This is a genomic window from Cytobacillus citreus (genome assembly GCF_018343665.1).
Taxonomy (GTDB): domain Bacteria; phylum Bacillota; class Bacilli; order Bacillales; family Cytobacillaceae; genus Cytobacillus; species Cytobacillus citreus.
The window spans coordinates 78,746-98,759 of record NZ_JAGYPM010000002.1 but is presented as its reverse complement, the minus strand read 5'-3'; the positions used below and the strand labels follow the sequence as shown (position 1 = coordinate 98,759).

Below are 20,014 nucleotides of genomic sequence, written 5' to 3'. Positions count from 1 at the left end.
TCTTAACGTGTTAGAAAAACTTGGCGTTCGCCAAGTCCTTTATGGCGAATGCTTTCCCTTATGTAAATATGGTAATAATGAAATTACCCCCAGGATAGCTAAACAAGCTCCAATCCACAGCGGAGATACAAAACCATATCCTTTACTGATTCCAAGACCACCTAGTGACGAACCAATAACAATACCAAGCGTAATAAAAGAACTATGTACGGTATTTATCATTGTACTATTATTAGCTGTTTTCATTACTCTCGCAACCATAGCTGGATTCATTGCTACGCCAGTTAAGCCAATAAAAATAGTAGAAATAACGGCAATATATTTATTTTCCGCTCCTAAAGCAAATAAAGACATTGCTACTATCAATATAATTAACCCACTCATAAGTATTTTCATTGTGAACTTATCAGCAAACTTTCCAATTATAATATTCCCAATGACTGTCGCACTACCATAGACAGCAAGTAAATATGGAATACTTGTGCTTGAAAAGCCTGTAACATTTGTATAGATGGGAGTAAAATAACTAAATGCTGCAAACGTACCACCAATAATAAACATACTTGTTACGTACGCTGCCCAAAGATGAATATTCTTAAATCGTAGAATTTCGTCTTTCCAGTTTAATTGCTCTTTATTTGAAGATGATGGTAACAACCATTGGATCATAATTCCTGATACTAGAACAAGAACAGAAACAGCCCCAAAGCTAATACGCCAGCCATAATATTGCGAAATAACGGTTGTTATAGGTAACCCTAAGACAGTTGCAATCATTAAACCTGCAAGTACAATTGACGCAGCTTTACCCCTTGAATCAGATGGAACTAATGCTGCAGAATAGGAAATCGCAACTCCAAAAGCTGAAGCTGAAGCGATACCAGTTATAATACGTGAAATCAACATCGTATCATAGTTCCAAGCAATAGCTCCGAGTGATTGACCAATTAAAAATATAAACATTAAAAACAATAATGCTTGTTTACTGGGTACTCGTAGGAGAGTTGCAGTTACAATGGGACCTCCTATGACCATTGCTCCTGCATAAGCTGTAATTAAATACCCAATAGACGATATAGAAACCTGAAATGCAAGAGCAAGTTCGTTCATCATACCAGCAACCATAAATTCTGATGTAGTCATACAAAAGATTGCTAAAGCTAATAAATAAATAATCGATGGCATAAAAACACTCCTTATCCATTATTGTAACGTTCGGTACAAAAATAGCGCGAAAAAAGAGCGCACTAAGCGCCAAAAATAGTCTCCATTGTTCCTTTGATAACCTGTTCAGCTAACATCCGATTTTGCATCGATACATTAAGAACACGGAATCCGTAATAACTGCTTAAAAGCAGACTAGCTAATTCCTCAGCTGATTGCTTCTTTGAAATTTCACCTGTTTGTAATCCTTCCTCCATCACTGTTTCAATAGCTTGTTTAAGAAGCTCAACATGCCTTGAGAAAATTTCTTGAACCATTAAATCGTTTTTAGCACCTTCTACGCTGGCATTAATCAATAAACATCCTTTTTGATCAATATTCTCAAAGTCTTCCTTCAATGCCCATTCAAAAAAATTACTTAATCGTTCTTTAACTGGAATTGGAGTATCTAACAATTTCTTTTGTTCCCTAATCCCAATTTCATGGTAGCGTTCTAATACTTGTTTATACAGTTCATGTTTACTACCAAAAGTATTGTATAAACTTCCTTTTCCAAGTCCTGTATCACTGCATAAATCTTGTGTAGAACACCCCTCATATCCTCTTATCCAAAATGTTTTCATTGCAACATCTACAATTGAGGAATAATCAAACTCTCTGGGTCTGCCGCGATTATTCAATCTTATTCCCCTCTCATTTTAAAGATAACATTAGTAGAATACACCTTTTGTACCGATCAGTCAATAAAGGTGTTTTATTCTTATTTAAAATTATCGAACTTTATTTTATTAAATGATCAATCTTTTTTATAAAACTACATTATTATCCCTTTCTTTATTATTTCTACCTGAATCTTAGGAACAAAATGCACTTTTTGATAGTTGCTCCCCCAGTCTTCCTTTTGCTTCTTCCAAGTATCGGGATGGAACGCTATGAGTTGTCTGCCGATACCTAATCCATCGCAGCGGGCTTTTTGCATTTTTTTTAGCGTTTTATTTGCTAAATCTGTCATCTCTTTGGATAGAATCTGGTTTAATCGGGCAACTCTTTTTTTATCATCTAAGAGATCCTTAGGAAATTCTAAGACACTCACTTTCAATTTCAGATCCAGCCTAACCGTAATTTGATCGTCCGGTTGAATCAACACTTTCATCCTTCGCTTTGATTTTTCTACATTAAAGGTCATAAAATTATAGACTTTTTTTTGATCCTTCTCGATACTTATTTTTTTGGTTAGGGTCGCCATTTTCCCTTTTTCATCTTTTAAAAGTAAATACATGGTAGATTCATCAGGGTTCAGTGTCCCTGTAAATTGATACTTATGAAACATGGCACTATTCGAAACGTCCACTCGTTTCCCTTTTTTCATGATGTATGGAAGAACAAAATCCTCTCCGGGATCCATCATCACAGGGAAAATCGTTTCAATGGTTACCTTAGGAACGGTTGTAGTCTTTTCTTTACTATTGATTAGTTCATCAATTTCTTCTGCAATTAAAACATTCCCTACTTTTTTAAGAGAGAGTATGTCTTTAGCCTTCCCTTCCGCCACTCCAATCCTAGCATTAAAAGGGCTTTTGGGATCGCGGTAAAAAACATCGAGGAGTTGATGAACATCTTGTTTTGCCAGCTCTTCTCCAATAATAAGGATCCGATTTCTGTATGTACGAATATTCCGGGATATCTGATTATCCGCTTTATGGCGGGCTTCCCTTGGCGTATTTCCCACCGTGTATATCAACTCGTTTTTAGGACTCTGTTGTTCGGAAACGGGTACGTCCCTAATGACAAAGGTGGATAGAATCTTTCCATTTGGCTCTAGATCAAACCCTCCTCCGTAAATCAAACGAGCATCCTTTAAAAGATCTTGATCCCAACACCCTGTTAACAATAGGAAAACAAAAATAAAAGTGCTTGAAAAGCAGATTCTTTTCACCTGGCTTACGCCCCCCTTTTTCTTAAAAGATATGAGAAGATGAGCAGTATCAAAGGAAGCCCAATCACAAAGGTATAATGGAATATCTTAATCATTCGATCGTAAAGGTCAGTAATCGCTGGATCTTGAGCAATCATAGCCAGAATAAAGACAATGAAAACGGCATAGGGGACTGCTTTTTTATGTTCACCCCGGTGAAAGAAGTGACCTAAGCCTGTTGTTGCCATGTATAACCAAGAGACAGTAGCAGTGCTAATAATAAAAATCCATAAGGATAAAAAGATTAGATCGATCCGTTGAATAATCTGGAAAGAAAAACCTTTCAGCATATAGAGAAGAGGTTCCGAAATGACAGGCATGACCTCCGGGCTGAAAATGATTAAACTAGTAAACACCTCAAATGTGTATAAAAGTATAATCACCAAACTACCTAAAGATGCTGCTTTTAATTTCCCAATGCTTTTCCCTTCAACAAAAGGATAAATGACTAATATGACTTCGTACCCGACTAAAGGAAACAATGCTGCATTCGAAGCTTTGATGATCTCCCCCCACCCAGCTTCCATGATAGGAAATATATATGTAATATTTGTATGGGCATAACCGAACAAGGATAATATCACGATTACTATGATCGTAAATGAAGATATGACAAAAAGCCTGGCAATTACGCGAAGGTTTTCTTTAGCCAAATATGCACATGTGAAAAGAGTAAGAATTAATAATGCCCATCTTGGTGTTGTTTGGAGCACCCACTTTCCAACGACATCGGCAAAAAAGGATAAGATTGTACTAACAGAAAACAGAAAATAGACAATATAAGCAAAACCAAGCAGCTTCCCAAGAAAATTTCCAGTGATTTTCGGCAAGAAACTGTATATCGTATCAGAAGGAAACCGTCTACAAAGAGCCCAAAGAATCAAAATAATCACTTGTACGGCCAATCCGGCAATTAAACTAGAGATCCACGCTCCTCCTTTGGCAGTTGCCTGCAATTTATTCGGAAGGGATAAGATTCCAACCCCCACTTGAGACTGGATAACAAAAAACATGAGCTGACCCTGAGTAATTTTACTCTTTTTCAGGATCATCATGTACCCACCCCCTTGAATATCTCTCTTGATTTACCCTTTTGGGATGAGGATCATGAGGACGCTGATTCAAGCTCCAAATTGGAAAGCGTGTAAAAGTATCCTTCAAATCCTTGATTCGAAGAGGCATAACAGGCGCAAAATAGGCTGTACCAAAGCTCTCTAATTTACATAAATGGATCAAAATAAAAAGAATGCCAAACATGATTCCGATCAAACCGAACATCGCGGCCAGGATCATAAGCGGGAAACCCAGAATCCGCGTGGCGGTACTTATTTCATTAGACGGCGCCACAAATGACGAAATAGCGGTTAAAGCGACAACGATAACCATGGGATACGAAATCAATCCAGCTCGTACGACCGATTCGCCAATGACCAAGCCGCCAACAATCCCTATAGTTTGACCTACTCTGCTCGGCAAACGAACTCCTGCTTCACGTAGCACTTCTAAAGTAATCTGCATAAGCAAAGCCTCCAAAATAGGTGGAAATGGAACTTTGTCTATACTGCTTTTTACGGTAAAAATCAAATTTACAGGAAGTATTTCGGGATGAAAGCCAATAATGGCAATATATAAAGCAGGTACTAGAGATGCGATGATAAAGCTTACCAAACGAAGCAATCGAATGAACGATCCGACAATCCACCTGCTGTGATAATCATCCGGGCTTTGATAAAACGCAAAGAAAGTCACCGGCAAAATCTGCGCAGTTGCATCTCCATCAGATAAGATAACGACACGACCTTCCATCAGATGGGCTACTGCCCGATCTGGCCTTTCCGTAAATAAAATTTGCGGAAATAGAGAAGATGGGTTATCCTCAATCATTTCGGCAATGAATCCAGGTGAAATCGTGGTGTCCATCACAATGGAACCAAGTCTTTGATCCACTTCCTCGACCAAATCCGGATTCGCCAGATTCTGCATATAGAGAAGTGCCAATTTTGTTTTGGTTGCCTTTCCGACCTGGTAGTAACGGACGACCAGGGACGGATTTTCAATACGCTTTCGAACCAGATACAGATTCGTGATGAGGTGCTCTATAAAACCATCATGTGCGCCGCGAATGGCTCCTTCGTTTTCTGGCTCTACAATATTCCGTTTATTTTCTGCCGCCATGCCGACAATATAAGCTTCTGCTGTACCTTCAAATAACAATACGCAATTTCCTTGAACTAACGATTGGGGCAACTGGCTGAGATCCGATTTCTTCGCAATATCCACAGAAGCAATGATTGCATCTACGTTTCCTTCTTTTTTTTCTTCTAATGGCCGAATGATCTCATTTTGAATTCTCTGTTGATCAGACAGGGATTCAAAAAAAACAATAAGACCCGACAATTGATTAAACCTTATGCTCCGCCACTTCAGATCACTTGAATGAAACAGCTGGTTTTGAATGTATTCTTTATTTTTTTGCAAGGAAGGAAACACGTTTATGTACGAGCTTTTTTCTGCACGTTTGTTCGAAAATAATTTTCTAAAAAGATCCATCATTATACTTCTCCTAGGTCCCATTCAATTTTTATTAATTTAACCAATAAAATGGGGATTATCCCTAAAAATGCCATTCGTATAGATAACTAAATGAGGAAAATAAAAAAGCTGAAATATACAAAATTCATTAAATCTTGTACATTTCAGCTTTTATTAATTTAAACACTGCCATACTCAAAATGCGTTCTATTTCCATCTCTCAAGCTTGTGAATGTTTTTTACAAACATGCCAGCTAAAAATTTCGGAACTCCCATTTCAATGCATTTTTGTTTAACAAATTCTTTCATTTCTCCTACTGTTATATCTTTTTGTGTGAAGTCCCCTTCTTGATAACAATGCTTACAGTACATAGAACTTTTTTCTAGATTTTTCTCAGTTCCACGGTCTTCTTCTTTCTTTAATGGCATGGAACAGCTTTGACATTTTTTATATACTTCCATTATTCCCCTCCTCCTAATGTCTTTATAGCTTTATACATTTTTTTGACTCAAAATTTCCCATTGTTTCTGTTTGTTGTAGCAAACCAAAAGTAATAGATCCGTTATTCATTCTTCAATATCATAGAAAGTTCATTTAATTTATTATGCTGCTGAATGCGATAGTGATGTCCTTCCTTTTTCAAATACCCTTTATCACAAAATTGTGCAAATACATGCAATAAATGGCGATAGGATACACCTAGAAAATCACACACTGTTACATGTTTCTCCTTATATACACCTTCATCAGCGGTTTGCAATATAAAATCCGCTAGCCGGTTTTCAAGCGGAAAGGCAAGACTTTGTGAATACTTTGCAGACATTCGTGTTGCTTTTATACTTAAAAATTTGGTTAGCGCTCGAAGAAATGTCGTATCTTCGAGCATTTGTGTGCGGCATTGATGAAAAGGAATTGCAAAACAAATGGTCTTTGTGGAGGTTTGTATCCCTTTTGTATAGTACACCTCATTTAATAGTTCCATTTCCCCAATAAAATCTTGTGCACTGATAAAATTGATCAAGGAAACTTTCCCATTTTGGTAAGTGACGTAAATTTTAGCTTTTCCTTCAATTACATAAAAGAGATAATCCGGCCGCATGCCTTCTCGAATAATCCATTCATCACGCTTATATTCGCGTACTTCTATAAACTCTTCAATCGGAAAAGAAAATAAATGCGAAATGGAGTGTTCCTCCAAATAATGTTGCCTTTTCTGCTTTTTATATATTTCCATCATCCACACCTAAAATATGAGATATCTCATATTATTGTACGTATCCTCTTGTTATTATGCAAATATTGGGGGGATTCACAATGAATACACAACGCTGGATGAGCAGACAGTTCTTCAGTTTCTATATGACATGGGGTGTTTTTCTGCCCTATTGGACTGGTTGGATGATTCATACAAAAGGAATTACGGTTTCACAAGCGAGTTTAATTATGAGTTTAGGATTGGCTGCACGAGGACTTTCTACATTATTGGCATTTCCTTATTTATCAGGGAAATTTAGCAGTAAAACCTTACTAAATGGGATGTCAATCGGTACGCTGATAGCCATTCTGTGTTATATTCCGGCACATTCATTTGCTAGCTTACTTGTTGTAACGTTATTATTGCATTTCTTTTATCCTACATTGATGCCTGCATTAGATAGTGCAGCAAGCGTTCTTGTACAGAGTAAACAATTAAAACATTACGGGAAGAGCCGCTCTTGGGGATCTATCGGGTTTGTCGTGGCTGGCATGATCTTAACCTTCTTTACAGGGACGCTTGGGGACGACATGATTTTATGGGCGCTGTTACTCGGCACATTGGTATTCGTGAGCCTTGGTTTTATGCATGCACCCGTTGTTTTATCCGAAAAACCACAAGCGAGTGGAACAAAAAAAGGTGGCATGTTGAAATTATTTCGTATTAAACACTTTGGTGTGGTACTCGTCATCGTGATTTTACTGCAGGCGGCACATGCTTCTTATTACAGCTATGGCTATATATATTTACAAGAAATCCACGCACCTAAATATTTAATTGGTGTGATTATTAACATTGCTGTAATTGCAGAAATTCTTTTCTTTTCCATTGCTGATCGGACTTTCCGAAAATTTTCAGTAGGCTCCTTACTGACACTAGCAGCTCTTGGTTCAACCGTTCGTTGGATATTAGTATTTGCCGTTCCAAATGTCGTTGTGTTCTCTATCGCACAAGTATTACATGCATGCTCATTTGCTATGGCGCATTATGCCTTTATGAAATACTTAATCAAACATATTCCACATGAACAGATTCCGAAGGCACAAGGGATATACTCTGCTCTGGCACTTAGCTGGAGCACAGCGGTGTTCACCATTTTCGGTGGGTATTTATACGAAATTGAACCAAGATACGCCTTTATCGGAATGATCATTTGCACCATACCAGCGATGTTGCTTGCACTTGTTTATCGGAAATTAGAATTTAAAAGGGAAGACCAAACCAAAAGTCTCGTTAGCTAATTCCAAATGGTCAATCATTGTGACCCGAAATGGCGATGATTACGGGATAACAAAACATATTAATCTATAAAGAAAACTCGCTGATTGGCGAGCCTTGGAAAGGCGAAGACAGAGGCGTAGTTGCACTTACACTTAATTCCTAAAATTGGCAACTACGTCGATTTATCTTCTGCGCTGGCAATTTATACTTTCTTAATGTGTTAAAAAGGTGATATAAATTTGTATCACCTCTAAATATGGGATCTTAATAACCTCCTCTATTTATGGAAAAGCTCTATCTACAACACCTGAAACGGCATATGTCTAAGGCCATCATTTTCAAAGCTATGGTTATGAAATATGCGCTTTCCTTACGGCAGATAACCACACCTTAACCATTCAATAGACATAATTATAAATATGAAAATACAATGGGAATTACGGGCTTTATCAAGATGATTAGGGTGAATGGAGGTATTATCAGTGGTAAGAGGATCATCAAATCCCTTTTCTATCCCTCTCCAATCTTTAGAACATATGGAAGAGAAAAATTACGATGTTTTGGTTGTAGGTACAGGAGCCGGAGGAGGAGCTGTTCTCTGGAGATTATGCGAAAAGTGGCGAAAAAATCGGAAGAGTATTGGTGTCATTGAATCCGGTGATCTATTATTACCAACGCATATCCATAACATCCCTAGATTAAGTAAAAAATGGAAAAAATACTATAATGAAGTTTCCAATCCTATCGGACAGCGCCTTCCTCAGTTTTTGGGGGCGGAGCAGGTTTTCGCTGTGGGTGGAAGAACGCTATTTTGGGGAGCAGTTACTCCCAGAATGCACGCATCCGAATTCATAAATTGGCCAATATCCGAACAAGAAATAGACACCTATTACCAGATTGCCGAAGATATCATGCAGATTCGTCAGGCATCTTCAATAAATTCATTACACTTACAAGCCATACTTCAACACCTTCATTCAAAAGGGTTTCATGAAGCAAGGCCGATTCCTATTGCGACTTCACATGGGAAAACCTTTAGTTCATTATGCTTCTTAAAAAATGCTTGGGAACAACACCCATTTGATTTCGCGGTAAAGGCTCGAGCGTTACAGTTGCTTATGGAAAATGGAAAACCAGTAGGTCTGAAAGTAGGAGATCACAACAAAAAAATACATGTACTAAGAGCAAAAACGATCGTATTGGCCGCTGGTTCTCTGGAAACCCCACGCCTCTTGCTTCATTCAAAAATCCCTGGGAATACAATTGGGCACTTTTTAACAAATCATTCTTTTATTAAGGCAAAAGGAGAATTTATTAGCAAAAAGTTTGGGAACATTTCAGAGGATATTCGTTTTTTATTACCGCAGACGGACGAAACCCCTTACCAATTTCAAATATATATAAATAAACGATTGATAAATGTAGTGGGCTTCGGGAAAGTTGAATCCCTCTTTGATAATTATCTGACATTAGACCCGCTAATTGTAGACGAATACGGTATGCCGAAAATAAAGATTAATTTTTCCTATTCTGTCAAGGACATGGAGATTATTCGCCAAATGAATGAGGCGTTACATCAGGTTTTCAATGTTCTGGGAGCAAGAGTAGTCCACGAGAAAGGAAAAGCTCAGATACATGTTATGGAGCCTGGAGAGGATTACCACGAATCAGGATCATGCCGTATAGGGAATGATCCCTCACAATCTGCAACGAACCGCTATGGTCAAATTCATGGTATTACCGGCCTTTACGTAGCCGATAATAGCATACTCTCCTCGATTGGTGCTTCAAATCCCACTCTTACCACAGTTGCATTAGCCATCCGAATAGCGGATCATATCTCGAATACCTACTCAAAAGAAAGGACAAAATGAAATGCAAAGTTCCCTATTTACCAATACGGCCAAAAAGGCAAAAGGGGTATCGATTATCACTTGTACTAATAAGCCCATTTATATGAATAATATATTTGAAAACTACTGGAATCAAACTTGGTCTGAAAAAGAGCTGATCATTATTTTAAACAAGGATGACATGGATTTGGCCCAATGGAGAAGAAAAGCAAATGGTGATCCAAATATATTTATTTATCAACTTCCAGAGAATTTATCCTTAGGCCAATGCCTGAATTTTGCAATTGATCAAACGCAATGTGACTTTATTGCTATCTTTGACGACGACGATTATTATGCTCCTCTTTATTTAAACAATATGATGCTGGCATTTGACTATACCGATGCTGATATTATTGGAAAAAAAACACATTTTGTCTATTTCGAAAGCTGCAAAGCCCTTTACCTCAGAAATCTAAATCAAGAAAACCAGTTTGTAGATTGGGTATGCGGTGGAAAGAAAATTGTAAAAAGAAATGTCTTCGATAAGGTCAGGTTTCGGAGCATCTCAAATAATGAGGACGTAAAGTTTTGCAAGGATTGCGTGAAACATGGATTTAAAATATATTCGACTGACCGATATCATCTAGTGTACGTAAGAAGAGCAAACCCGGAATATCATACATGGAAAATAAACGACAAAAAACTCATTAAAAGTTGTAAATTTATTACCTATACAGATGATTATAAGGACTTTTGTATGCCTCGCATTAATAAAAAAGAATAAGAGCAGAGTGTTTTACAACTACCAATTTATACAAAGGGTATTCCAAGATCATATAGCGCTGATCTATTAGTTAAATAATAGGTCAGCGTTTAAATTTTACGTTTTAAAAAACTTTTTGCAACTTTTCTTAAAATAGGTTCTCCATAGCCTCTCTAACTGCGAATTGATTAGAAAAACTTGGCGTTCGCCAAGTCCTTTTTGGCGAATGCCTTAGTTTTTCTTATACAATCTTATTAGCAGATATTTAATTGAAAACACGCTTTACTTTAGTACGTTAATAAACTTAAACTTTCCTTTTAGCTAAAAAAAGAACCTTCAATCTATAGATAGATCAAAGATTCTATATTTTATTTTTAATGATTGCCTTTTTTGCTTCTACATCCAAAGAATTAACTATAGACTAGCTCTTTTTCGCTTAGATCAAGCGTCTCTGCTGTTGAAGTATGAATTTTGTGCAGAAGCTCTGGATTTTCCATTAGTGACTCGCCATAAGAAGGAATCATTTCTTTAATTTTCGGTTCCCACTCATTCATATGCTGCGGGAAGCATTTTTTAAAGACCTCAAGCATAACGTGAACAGCTGTAGACGCACCTGGAGAAGCACCTAGTAATGCTGCAATTGAGCCATCAGCTGCACTAATAACTTCTGTACCAAATTGAAGTGTACCTTTGCCGCCAGCTTCAGTATCTTTGATAACTTGTACACGTTGGCCCGCTACTACTAAATCCCAATCCTCAAGCCTAGCATTCGGGATAAACTCTCGTAACTCTTCCATGCGCTTTTCTTTCGATAACATAACTTGCTGAATCAAGTATTTTGTCAATGACATCTCTTTTGCGCCAGCAGCCAACATAGTTAAGACATTATTTGGTTTTACGGAAGTGACCAAATCCAACATTGAACCGGTTTTTAAAAACTTTGGTGTGAAGCCAGCAAACGGTCCAAATAGCAACGATTTTTTATTGTCGATAAATCTTGTGTCAAGATGCGGAACAGACATTGGCGGAGCACCGACCTTAGCTTTGCCGTATACTTTTGCATGATGCTGCTCTACAACATCTGGATTATTACACACCATAAAAATTCCGCTAACCGGGAATCCCCCAATATGTTTTCCTTCAGGAATACCTGATTTTTGTAGTAAATGCAGGCTTCCTCCCCCGCCTCCGATAAAGACGAATTTTGCAGCATGGCGTTCGACAGTACCGCTAAAGGTATTCTGTACTTTCAATTCCCACAAGCCATCGCTAGTACGTTTAATATCATTAACACTATGATTGTAGTTTATATTGACGTTTTTACTCTCTAAGTGCTCAAACAACATGCGCGTTAAAGCACCAAAGTTGACATCCGTTCCAGAGTCGATTTTTGTTGCCGCTATCGGTTCATTCCATGAGCGGTCTTGCATAATAAGTGGAATCCATTCCATCAGTTTTTTTGGATCATCGGAAAATTCCATCCCTTGGAATAGGGGATTGTTTGACAGCGCTTCAAAACGTTTCTTTAAAAACGTTACATTTTGTTCCCCTTGTACCATACTCATATGAGGCAATGGCCTGATGAAATTCTGTGGATTTTGTATCAAATTGCTGTTTACAAGATGAGACCAAAACTGCATTGAAACCTGAAACTGTTCATTTATTTTTATAGCTTTACTTATATCTATAGAACCGTCCGGTTTTTCGACCGTGTAGTTAAGCTCGCACAGTGCTGCATGCCCCGTTCCCGCATTATTCCATTCGTTAGAGCTTTCCTCACCTGCGTTTTCGAGCTTCTCAAACATTGTAATTTCCCATTCCGGTACTAATTCTTTTAAGAGGGTTCCCAAAGTGGCACTCATAATTCCGGCACCAATTAAGATAACGTCTGTTTTAGTTTGTCTGTTACTCATTTTTACCATCCTTATATCCTAAGATTTGCAGAAAGGATGTAGGCGCTCCTGCTTAGGCATCACAGCAAGCCAGGGCTCGACTAGTCACACACCTTTTCTGGATCAATTATAACCTTATTATAGTGTATCACTATTATTTGTAGATTTAAATATTTACTATTATTTTGATAAGTTATTAAGCTATTAAATAGTTGGTAAAAGTGAGAAGTCCGTCCACAAGGTCCTAGGAACATACAAAAACCAAGGCCTTAACCCTGCGAATTTTAACTGCCTCCTTATCCAAACCTTGCTGCTGTTTATATTACATCCTACTAAATAGTCCACGGGCTTGTTCGATAATTCTATTTATAAAAATTCGCCTCTTTTCATTGACGGAAAATTCGAATTTGATATATAATTTTTGGTATTACCACTGTTGCTAACATGTATTACCATAATAAAAAAAGGAGACGAGGGCTTGAAAGAAAAGGAACGCTCCTCAGATAAAATTGAGAATGAATTAATTAAATCCATATTGGCTGGTGTTTATTCTGTAGGAAGTACTTTACCGCCAGAAAGAGAACTTGCGAAAGAATTTGGTGTTGGTCGCCCAACTATTCGGGAGGCGCTTCAACGTTTAGGAAGGGGTGGATGGATAACAGGGAGAAAAGGAATGCCTGCGATTGTTAATGATTATTGGAGCAATGGGAATCTAACGACACTTGTTAATATTGTTGAGAATCATCATACCATTACAGATGAATTTATTTCGTATTTATTAGAAGTAAGAAGTTCGTTGACTCCGACTTATATACGTGATGCTGTTACATTTAATCAACCTAAAGTGGTTGCTCTCCTTGCCAATCTAGAGCAGCTTGAAGATCGTGCAGATAGCTATGCAGCATTTGATTGGGATTTGCAAAAAAGGTGTGCTGGCCTTGCTGCCAATCCGATCTTTCTACTCATTTTAAATAGCTTCGATTCCATTTATGTAGATATGGCGAAGAGATATTTTTCTGTAAAAGAACATCGTGAGTTGTCGTTCAACTATTACCAAGATCTATTAAAAGCTGCATTAAAGGGAGATGCATTGGAAGCGGAGAGATTGTCTAAGACAACAATGGAGAAAAGCTTGGCTCTCTGGAAAGATAGAAAAAAATAAAGAAAGCTGGAGGCGTGATAAATGAAATATTTTAAAGAATATTTTTCCTACCCTGATATATTAATCATGAGCTGTCTATTCCTCATTAGCTTCGGATTTATGATTCTACATTTAACCTCTATCGGAATTTGGGGTGCTTTTATTCTGGGAATGATTATGTATTCCTTAGCTGAGTATTTTACACACAGGTTTCTTTTTCATCTGAAGCCACCAAAGAATGCATTTTTGTTAAAAATGCTTAAGCGCTTACATTATGACCACCATACAAATCCGAATGAATTACATTTATTATTTTTACCCATATGGTATAGTGTGCCAAATATTGCAATTGCAGGAGCCGTTTTTTATTTTCTTTCATCCAGCTTTGTCATGACAAACGCATTTATTGCAGGTATTATGCTCTTTTTATTATTTTATGAGTGGAAGCATTATATCGCCCATCGCCCCCTTCAACCAATATCACCATGGGGGCGTTGGATGAAAAAGGTTCATTTATGGCATCACTTCAAAAATGAAAATTACTGGTATGGTGTTACGAACCCAGCCTATGATTTTCTCATGGGTACCTTTAAAGACCAAAAGGATGTTGCCCAAAGTAAAACTGCTAAGAATCTAGAAAAACGCGGCGACCAGGAAATAGAATTATGATAAATGATCCATTGTCATCACCCTAGAAATGTCGAATGTACTTTGCAGCTTCGACATTTCTCAGGGAGTGACAGGCATTTTTTCCTATTGAGAAGAAAGCATGGTAATAGATTGCATAAGGCTTGTTTGCAATGTTTGAAAGGTTTCCTTACCGAAAAATGAATCCGCTTTTTTCTCTATTACTGTTAACATTGCATCATTTTCACGAAGTGTTTCGCGGATTCTGTCTACAATCTGCATCGCGTTTGCTCCAGTGATTTCTTTAGCGACTCGTTCCAGAAGAATCTTTGTATCAACAGAAAATTTCCGCGCAAAGCTATGGCACCTGACAATATTATTGCGGAGAAACTTGGAATATTCAGGTGTGAAAGCACGACGAATACAGCCCCTCATCCCTGCATAACCATAGGAAATCTCCGATGCAGCACGATAAAACAAAATCATCCCGTCTGCATGGCTTGATTCAGGGTGCAACCTGAGCTCCGTAATGTACGAAACTAAGCGCTTCACCACTACTGTCCCTTGCTCCGTCGCTTCCCACCATTCTAATAAACGCTGTTGTTCCTCTTCAGTCATATGAATGGAAGATTGTTGTGGCATTCCCTTCTCTCCCTTTACGTAGTCTACTAAAGGCGTGGAATAGCTTGAACGTTTTGGACACGTTTCAGAATCACATTCCATTCTGCTCCCAAAAGAGCCTTGCCGCCCCGGTTGGCCTCGTTAATTCTTTGAGCGATTTGCTGGTTCAAAAGCCGACTTTGCTCAATTAAATAATAAGTATCCGGTGTCGCTTCCTTTGCTACTAGCTCAAAATTGGGATGCAATTGAATCTCGCTAATTCGCAAAGTATCTAGATCAAAAACAAGCATTTCTTTTCCAAGAGCAATCGTTTCGCCCTTACGAAGCCGTGCAATCGTTCCTCTGACAGCATCAAAACCGTAGCCAATGTCAGCCACAGTAGCATGATACGTGTTCAACCCCGGTGCATTCCGTAACGAAGATATTTGACGAAAACCAGTCGTAATGGAGCAAACCACTTCCTTTGCAGCCATCCCTTTCTCTAAAGCAGCATCTATCGCATCAAGATAACCATTCCACTGACTACTCCCCAAATTCAAAAATAAATCCCCCCTTTTTACCGAACTTCCCCTTTCTCATTAGAAAAACTTGGCGTTCGCCAAGTCCTTTTTGGCGAATGCCTTAGTTTTTCTTATGCGATCTTATTAGCAGATATTCAATTGAACACACACTTTACTTTAGTACGTTAATAAACTTAAATTTTCCTATTAGCTTAAATAGACCTTCAAGGTAAAAATATTCGGTCCTATTCTGTCCTTATGATAAATATTGCAACATTAAAGCAATCTGTTTTTTATGAAGTAGAGAAAGATCGTAGGGCAACGCCTAATAATATATTTATAGACTTTGATTAAGCACAAAAAGCCATAACCCCTTCATAAAGAGGTTATAGCTTTTTTATGGTTTGCAGTTTATTATTTTAGCTTGTCTCCGTATCTAGTTTATCAAAAGGATATAGCCCTTTTGGATATTCTAGAACATACAATCCATATATTTAAAAAATATCAGCTAAATAGGATTGAATCGATTCAGGTAATAATTAGGAGAAAAATCCTTCATATTTGATATCAAGTAGACCAGCAATATAATGATAATAATAAAAGGGCTTTCTTATTCTTTATCTAATGGATTGAGGCAATCGGGTAATAATGCGGGAGAAATGTAGAGTTATTCTTTAATTAAACTAAATGAAAAGTGATAAGGGGCGAATTATTTAGATTAAAAAAATAAAAGAATAGACTAACAATAATGTTCATTCTTTTACTTCACCTTTGATGCTTAACCATTACAATTTCTTGGATTACACTCTCCTATGAAAGGGATGTTAAGCTGAAGAGTTTGTACCGACTTAGTTAGAACTGTAAAGGTTAAGATACAGCGTACTTTATTTTTTGCTATTCTGGTACAGGTGCAATCGGAGTCCTTGACTTGGCACTTTACTTCTGCACCGGGAGAAGATTTCAGTGTCACAGTTTTGGAAAAAGTAAAGCATTCTTCACGTGTAAATTCTTTACAAGTAATTTTTACACAAATTCTAATCAATAGCGAAGCACTAACATTGCCTGTAGGATCAGGCGGTGTCACACTTTTCACTCTGCATTGGGTATCCACAATCTGGCACGTATGAGAAGTACAATTACACCCTGGGACTTTTACTATTTCCTCTTTTATCTCTTGTTGTATACAAGAATCGATAATTTCTGTAACTTCCATACATTTAGTTTCAAGAACAGTTGTACATTGTGTTACCGTATTATTGAGTTCATTCGTATCTAACTCGCTAGCCGAGACTCTTGCCGTGTTGCAGAAGGTGCCTGTGGTTTTAGGTTTGACCTTTATAGTAACTGTCGCTGTAGCCCCGTTCATGATCGTACCTAAATTGCAAGTGACCACTCCGTTTACTTCCGTACATGACCCTTGACTTGAGGTAGATGATAGGAAGTCAACTTCATTAGGAAGTGTATCTATCAACATCACATTGTTAGCTGCACTCGGACCGAGGTTTCGTACATTTATTGTATACGTCAGATTGTCACCGAGCTTAACTGGATCTTGAGAGTCGCTTTTTTCCAGGGAGAGATCGATTGTATCAGATTGTAGAAAGAAAACAACTGGGTTGCCACTATTGCGGTTATCTCCCCAAGAGTGGAGTAGAGAGTTTCCAGGTCCTCTTATAATTTGATTGTAATCTCCCATATAACATTGGAATGTTGTTACAGGGGAGAATTGGGTACTAATCTGCCTTTCTTCACTTAAACCCGTATTGAGAGAGAAAGTTTTCATAAATATTGCAAACGTCCCATCTCCTATACCTCCCACTCCGTTCGGATCATTAAAACGATTATATTGAATGTGGGCCCCGTTTTGATTAGCAGCAACAGTTGGGAAAAATTTATACGGAAGGGAATTTGTAATGTTTACTCGATTCCAGGTAACGCCTGCATTTTGACTATACCCCAATATAATATCAATAAAGGTCGTGCCGCCAACGACTCTACCCTCGTTCCACACAACATATATGGTTCCATCTGGACCGATTGCGGCGTGAGGGAATTCATTCATTCGTATGTTTTGAGTACCTACTTGTATTGTTGGCCGATTAGTATTGTTACAATTTGTTATTTGATCAGCCGCAGCAGCAAAAAGATTAGAAACATCAACAGCAGGTTGGAAGCTAGTGCCCCCATTCAACGACCGAACCATTCTAATTCTTCGATTGGGCACAGCAAGTGTTGCAAATCCACTGTTATCTTCATAAAATACATAGATAATTCCTGCATTATCCACCAAAACGAACGTTCCTGTTACAAAATTACCTCCACTAACAATAGTCATGTTTTGAATAATAGGATTTAAGGTTACTCCTGTTGTATATTTTGAAAATCTTATACTGGTGGGGTTTGTTGTAAAATCCGTCCAAGTAATATATAAAGCTTCATTTCCTAGATTACTAAAATCCGGTCCAACTGTAATCCACTCTTTATCTTGAGTGCCACGAGTAGAAGATGGGTTAGTGCCACGTCCCACTACTTGAGGAGGATTCATCGTTAAACATCCATTTCCATCAACGGTTCCGGTTGAAACACTAATAACACTTTCTAGGGCAGGTGGATTGGGTGGCGGTTGGGGGATTTGTTCTCGGCTGAGTTGGCCATAATAGAATACCCCATTGCGATCAACTGCCATCACAGGATCACCATCATTAAACCCATTTGGATTTGTTGGCAGATCTCCACAGATAGACCACGTCGTACCTCCATCACTTGAGAAAGAGAAACCAGCAAAATTACCAGTACTTAAATCGTTGTATCCATAGAGGATAGAGTTTCCTGATCTAGCTAAACTCGTTTCACTAGCTGCTATATTATTTGAGCTAACCTGTCTCTCTACTCCTGGCGTTCCTGTACCGGTATTTCCATTTCCACATCCAGTACATGCTTGAAGCATTGAATCAGATTCCGGTGATACTTGCTCTGTTTCCTCTTTTTCAATAAAGGGTGCAATGCTACTCATTGCTAAATATTTATCACACCCACAATCTTGTACATTTCTAGTTTCTGCTTGTACTTTGTCCCCTTTTTCTTGATTATCTGCATTACTCATTTGTAATGTCTCCTTTACAGCTTTTTCTGTACTAGCTTATGAAAACAATAAACAAGCTGTATAATACTAATAACCATTAAATAAAAAAAGGCTATCTGATTTCAAATAGCTGATGGGAATTTTCGAAACGCCTAATTTTTAGGTGAATGATACGATTCACCACATTGAATCTAAATGAGTTATCTTGTTAATCAAGTGGAACTAACCCTTTTGGGTATTCTATAAGATACAATCCTCTTCTTTAAAAAATATCAGCTAAATAGGATTGAATCGATTCAGGTAATAGTTGAAAGAATAATCCTTCATATTTGATATCGAGTAGACCAGCAATGAGAAAAATAATAATGATTAAAAATAAAAGGGGTTTCTTATTCTTTTTTGAAATCCATTTCAATAGGCTCCCCTCCTCTGAAAAAATAACCATCTTTTGTTAAATCTTTGTCAGCACAATACCAGCTAGTGCAGATATAACCCCTATGACTTGATACATTTTAAGCCTTTCTTTATATAGCCAACAACTACCGAGAACGACAACTAAACAACTTAAACTAACGATTGGGAATACAATACTCGCTACTCCTGTATCAAGAGCAAAAAAGTAGCTACTATACCCTACAACACTAAAACATCCAATAATTGCTCCAAATTTCAGCTCTGAACGCCGCCATTTTTCCTTCATAATAAAGCTATTAATGATTAAATAAGCCGCACCGCCACCATACATACAAACAAGCGTATTGATTGAATCAATATGTAAATGCGAAGACGTCTTCATCAGCACACCGAGTACACCAAACGATAAAATCGATAATAAAACGCGGTACATCCACGGCTTATAATCCATTTTAATATCACTACCTGGTACATATTGAATGACAGCTGCAGAAGCAAGCATAACAATAATGCCAATCCACTGAATTAGTGTAATATTCTCGTGGAAAATAAGTGCCGCACTTAGTATGGGAATAACCGTATTTGTGCTAATAAGCGGCGACGTTAAACTCGCAGGTCCTTTTTCAAACGCCTTTGACATTTGAATATTACCGTTTGCATTCAATATTCCGATGACCGCACCTAGTACAATTGTTAATCCATTAAATGATGCAAACCCTACGACTGTTCCATAGCCAAGCATTAATAAAAACGCGATAAGATAAAAGAAAAATTGCATATGCACCTTTGATAGTCCTTTTCCTGACGTGAACTTAAAAATCAGATTATTGATTCCAAAGCAAAACATCGTCAGTACTGCTGCTACAATCCACATTAAAAATCCTTCTCTCCCTTTGATAGAATTATTTTAATATAGATTTCTAGCACTTCATATGATTTTTACAAATAAAAAATAAACTTGTCCGTTTTTTACCACAAACTGACCCCTAAA

The 20,014-nt window shown here is 37.7% G+C and carries 18 protein-coding genes; 5 read left to right on the top strand and 13 right to left on the bottom strand.

The features are described from left to right. Positions 1 to 39: 39 nt before the first annotated feature. From KHA94_RS06780 to yeiL, 7 genes are all read right to left on the bottom strand, one after another. Complete coding sequence (locus KHA94_RS06780; protein WP_213101404.1) at positions 40 to 1,185, bottom strand: MFS transporter; 1,146 nt, start codon at positions 1,183 to 1,185, stop codon at positions 40 to 42. A gap of 62 nt (positions 1,186 to 1,247) precedes the next feature. Next, positions 1,248 to 1,844: a TetR/AcrR family transcriptional regulator gene (locus tag KHA94_RS06775; protein WP_213101403.1), complete on the bottom strand. Its 597-nt coding sequence runs from the start codon at positions 1,842 to 1,844 to the stop codon at positions 1,248 to 1,250. Positions 1,845 to 1,978: 134 nt separating this feature from the next. Next, positions 1,979 to 3,100: a Ger(x)C family spore germination protein gene (locus KHA94_RS06770; protein ID WP_213101402.1), complete on the bottom strand. Its 1,122-nt coding sequence runs from the start codon at positions 3,098 to 3,100 to the stop codon at positions 1,979 to 1,981. A gap of 5 nt (positions 3,101 to 3,105) precedes the next feature. After that, positions 3,106 to 4,194, bottom strand: coding sequence for a GerAB/ArcD/ProY family transporter (locus tag KHA94_RS06765; RefSeq protein ID WP_249365388.1), 1,089 nt, complete (start codon positions 4,192 to 4,194; stop codon positions 3,106 to 3,108). Further along, entirely contained in the window at positions 4,172 to 5,689 is a 1,518-nt protein-coding gene (locus KHA94_RS06760; RefSeq protein ID WP_338030754.1) for a spore germination protein, read from the bottom strand. Before KHA94_RS06760 ends, KHA94_RS06765 begins: the two co-directional genes overlap by 23 nt. A gap of 189 nt (positions 5,690 to 5,878) precedes the next feature. After that, a complete protein-coding gene (locus tag KHA94_RS06755) occupies positions 5,879 to 6,133 on the bottom strand; it encodes a zinc ribbon domain-containing protein (RefSeq protein WP_213101400.1) in 255 nt (84 codons plus the stop codon). A gap of 101 nt (positions 6,134 to 6,234) precedes the next feature. Next, positions 6,235 to 6,906, bottom strand: a complete 672-nt coding sequence (gene yeiL, locus KHA94_RS06750) for a transcriptional regulator YeiL (protein ID WP_213102233.1) — start codon at positions 6,904 to 6,906, stop codon at positions 6,235 to 6,237. A gap of 80 nt (positions 6,907 to 6,986) precedes the next feature. Between yeiL and KHA94_RS06745 the strand changes: the two genes are divergently transcribed. From KHA94_RS06745 to KHA94_RS06735, 3 genes are all read left to right on the top strand, one after another. Further along, positions 6,987 to 8,168 carry an MFS transporter gene (locus tag KHA94_RS06745; protein ID WP_213101399.1) on the top strand — a complete coding sequence of 394 codons (1,182 nt, stop codon included), beginning with the start codon at positions 6,987 to 6,989 and terminating at the stop codon, positions 8,166 to 8,168. Between the two features lie 462 nt (positions 8,169 to 8,630). After that, positions 8,631 to 10,022: a GMC oxidoreductase gene (locus tag KHA94_RS06740; RefSeq protein ID WP_213101398.1), complete on the top strand. Its 1,392-nt coding sequence runs from the start codon at positions 8,631 to 8,633 to the stop codon at positions 10,020 to 10,022. 1 nt (position 10,023) lies between these two features. Then, positions 10,024 to 10,767 carry a glycosyltransferase gene (locus KHA94_RS06735; protein WP_213101397.1) on the top strand — a complete coding sequence of 248 codons (744 nt, stop codon included), beginning with the start codon at positions 10,024 to 10,026 and terminating at the stop codon, positions 10,765 to 10,767. 389 nt (positions 10,768 to 11,156) lie between these two features. Here KHA94_RS06735 and KHA94_RS06730 read toward each other — a convergent pair whose 3' ends face one another. Further along, positions 11,157 to 12,659 carry a malate:quinone oxidoreductase gene (locus tag KHA94_RS06730; protein ID WP_213101396.1) on the bottom strand — a complete coding sequence of 501 codons (1,503 nt, stop codon included), beginning with the start codon at positions 12,657 to 12,659 and terminating at the stop codon, positions 11,157 to 11,159. 457 nt (positions 12,660 to 13,116) lie between these two features. Here KHA94_RS06730 and KHA94_RS06725 point away from each other — a divergent pair, with 457 nt between their 5' ends. Together KHA94_RS06725 and KHA94_RS06720 are read left to right on the top strand one after the other, a co-directional pair. Continuing rightward, complete coding sequence (locus tag KHA94_RS06725; RefSeq protein WP_213101395.1) at positions 13,117 to 13,800, top strand: GntR family transcriptional regulator; 684 nt, start codon at positions 13,117 to 13,119, stop codon at positions 13,798 to 13,800. Positions 13,801 to 13,821: 21 nt separating this feature from the next. Then, positions 13,822 to 14,448 carry a sterol desaturase family protein gene (locus KHA94_RS06720; protein WP_213101394.1) on the top strand — a complete coding sequence of 209 codons (627 nt, stop codon included), beginning with the start codon at positions 13,822 to 13,824 and terminating at the stop codon, positions 14,446 to 14,448. Positions 14,449 to 14,532: 84 nt separating this feature from the next. Here KHA94_RS06720 and KHA94_RS06715 read toward each other — a convergent pair whose 3' ends face one another. The 5 genes from KHA94_RS06715 to KHA94_RS06695 all read right to left on the bottom strand — a co-directional run bounded on the left by KHA94_RS06715 (position 14,533) and on the right by KHA94_RS06695 (position 19,897). Next, on the bottom strand, positions 14,533 to 15,048 hold the full coding sequence (locus KHA94_RS06715) for a hypothetical protein (RefSeq protein ID WP_213101393.1): 516 nt from the start codon (positions 15,046 to 15,048) through the stop codon (positions 14,533 to 14,535). 26 nt (positions 15,049 to 15,074) lie between these two features. Further along, on the bottom strand, positions 15,075 to 15,566 hold the full coding sequence (locus KHA94_RS06710) for a hypothetical protein (RefSeq protein WP_249365387.1): 492 nt from the start codon (positions 15,564 to 15,566) through the stop codon (positions 15,075 to 15,077). A gap of 739 nt (positions 15,567 to 16,305) precedes the next feature. Then, positions 16,306 to 18,630 (bottom strand): DUF11 domain-containing protein, encoded by a 2,325-nt coding sequence (locus KHA94_RS06705; protein WP_213101392.1) that lies wholly within the window; start codon positions 18,628 to 18,630, stop codon positions 16,306 to 16,308. A gap of 241 nt (positions 18,631 to 18,871) precedes the next feature. Continuing rightward, complete coding sequence (locus tag KHA94_RS06700) at positions 18,872 to 19,024, bottom strand: hypothetical protein (RefSeq protein ID WP_249365386.1); 153 nt, start codon at positions 19,022 to 19,024, stop codon at positions 18,872 to 18,874. Between the two features lie 36 nt (positions 19,025 to 19,060). Further along, positions 19,061 to 19,897, bottom strand: coding sequence for a DMT family transporter (locus KHA94_RS06695; RefSeq protein ID WP_213101390.1), 837 nt, complete (start codon positions 19,895 to 19,897; stop codon positions 19,061 to 19,063). Positions 19,898 to 20,014 lie beyond the last annotated feature (117 nt).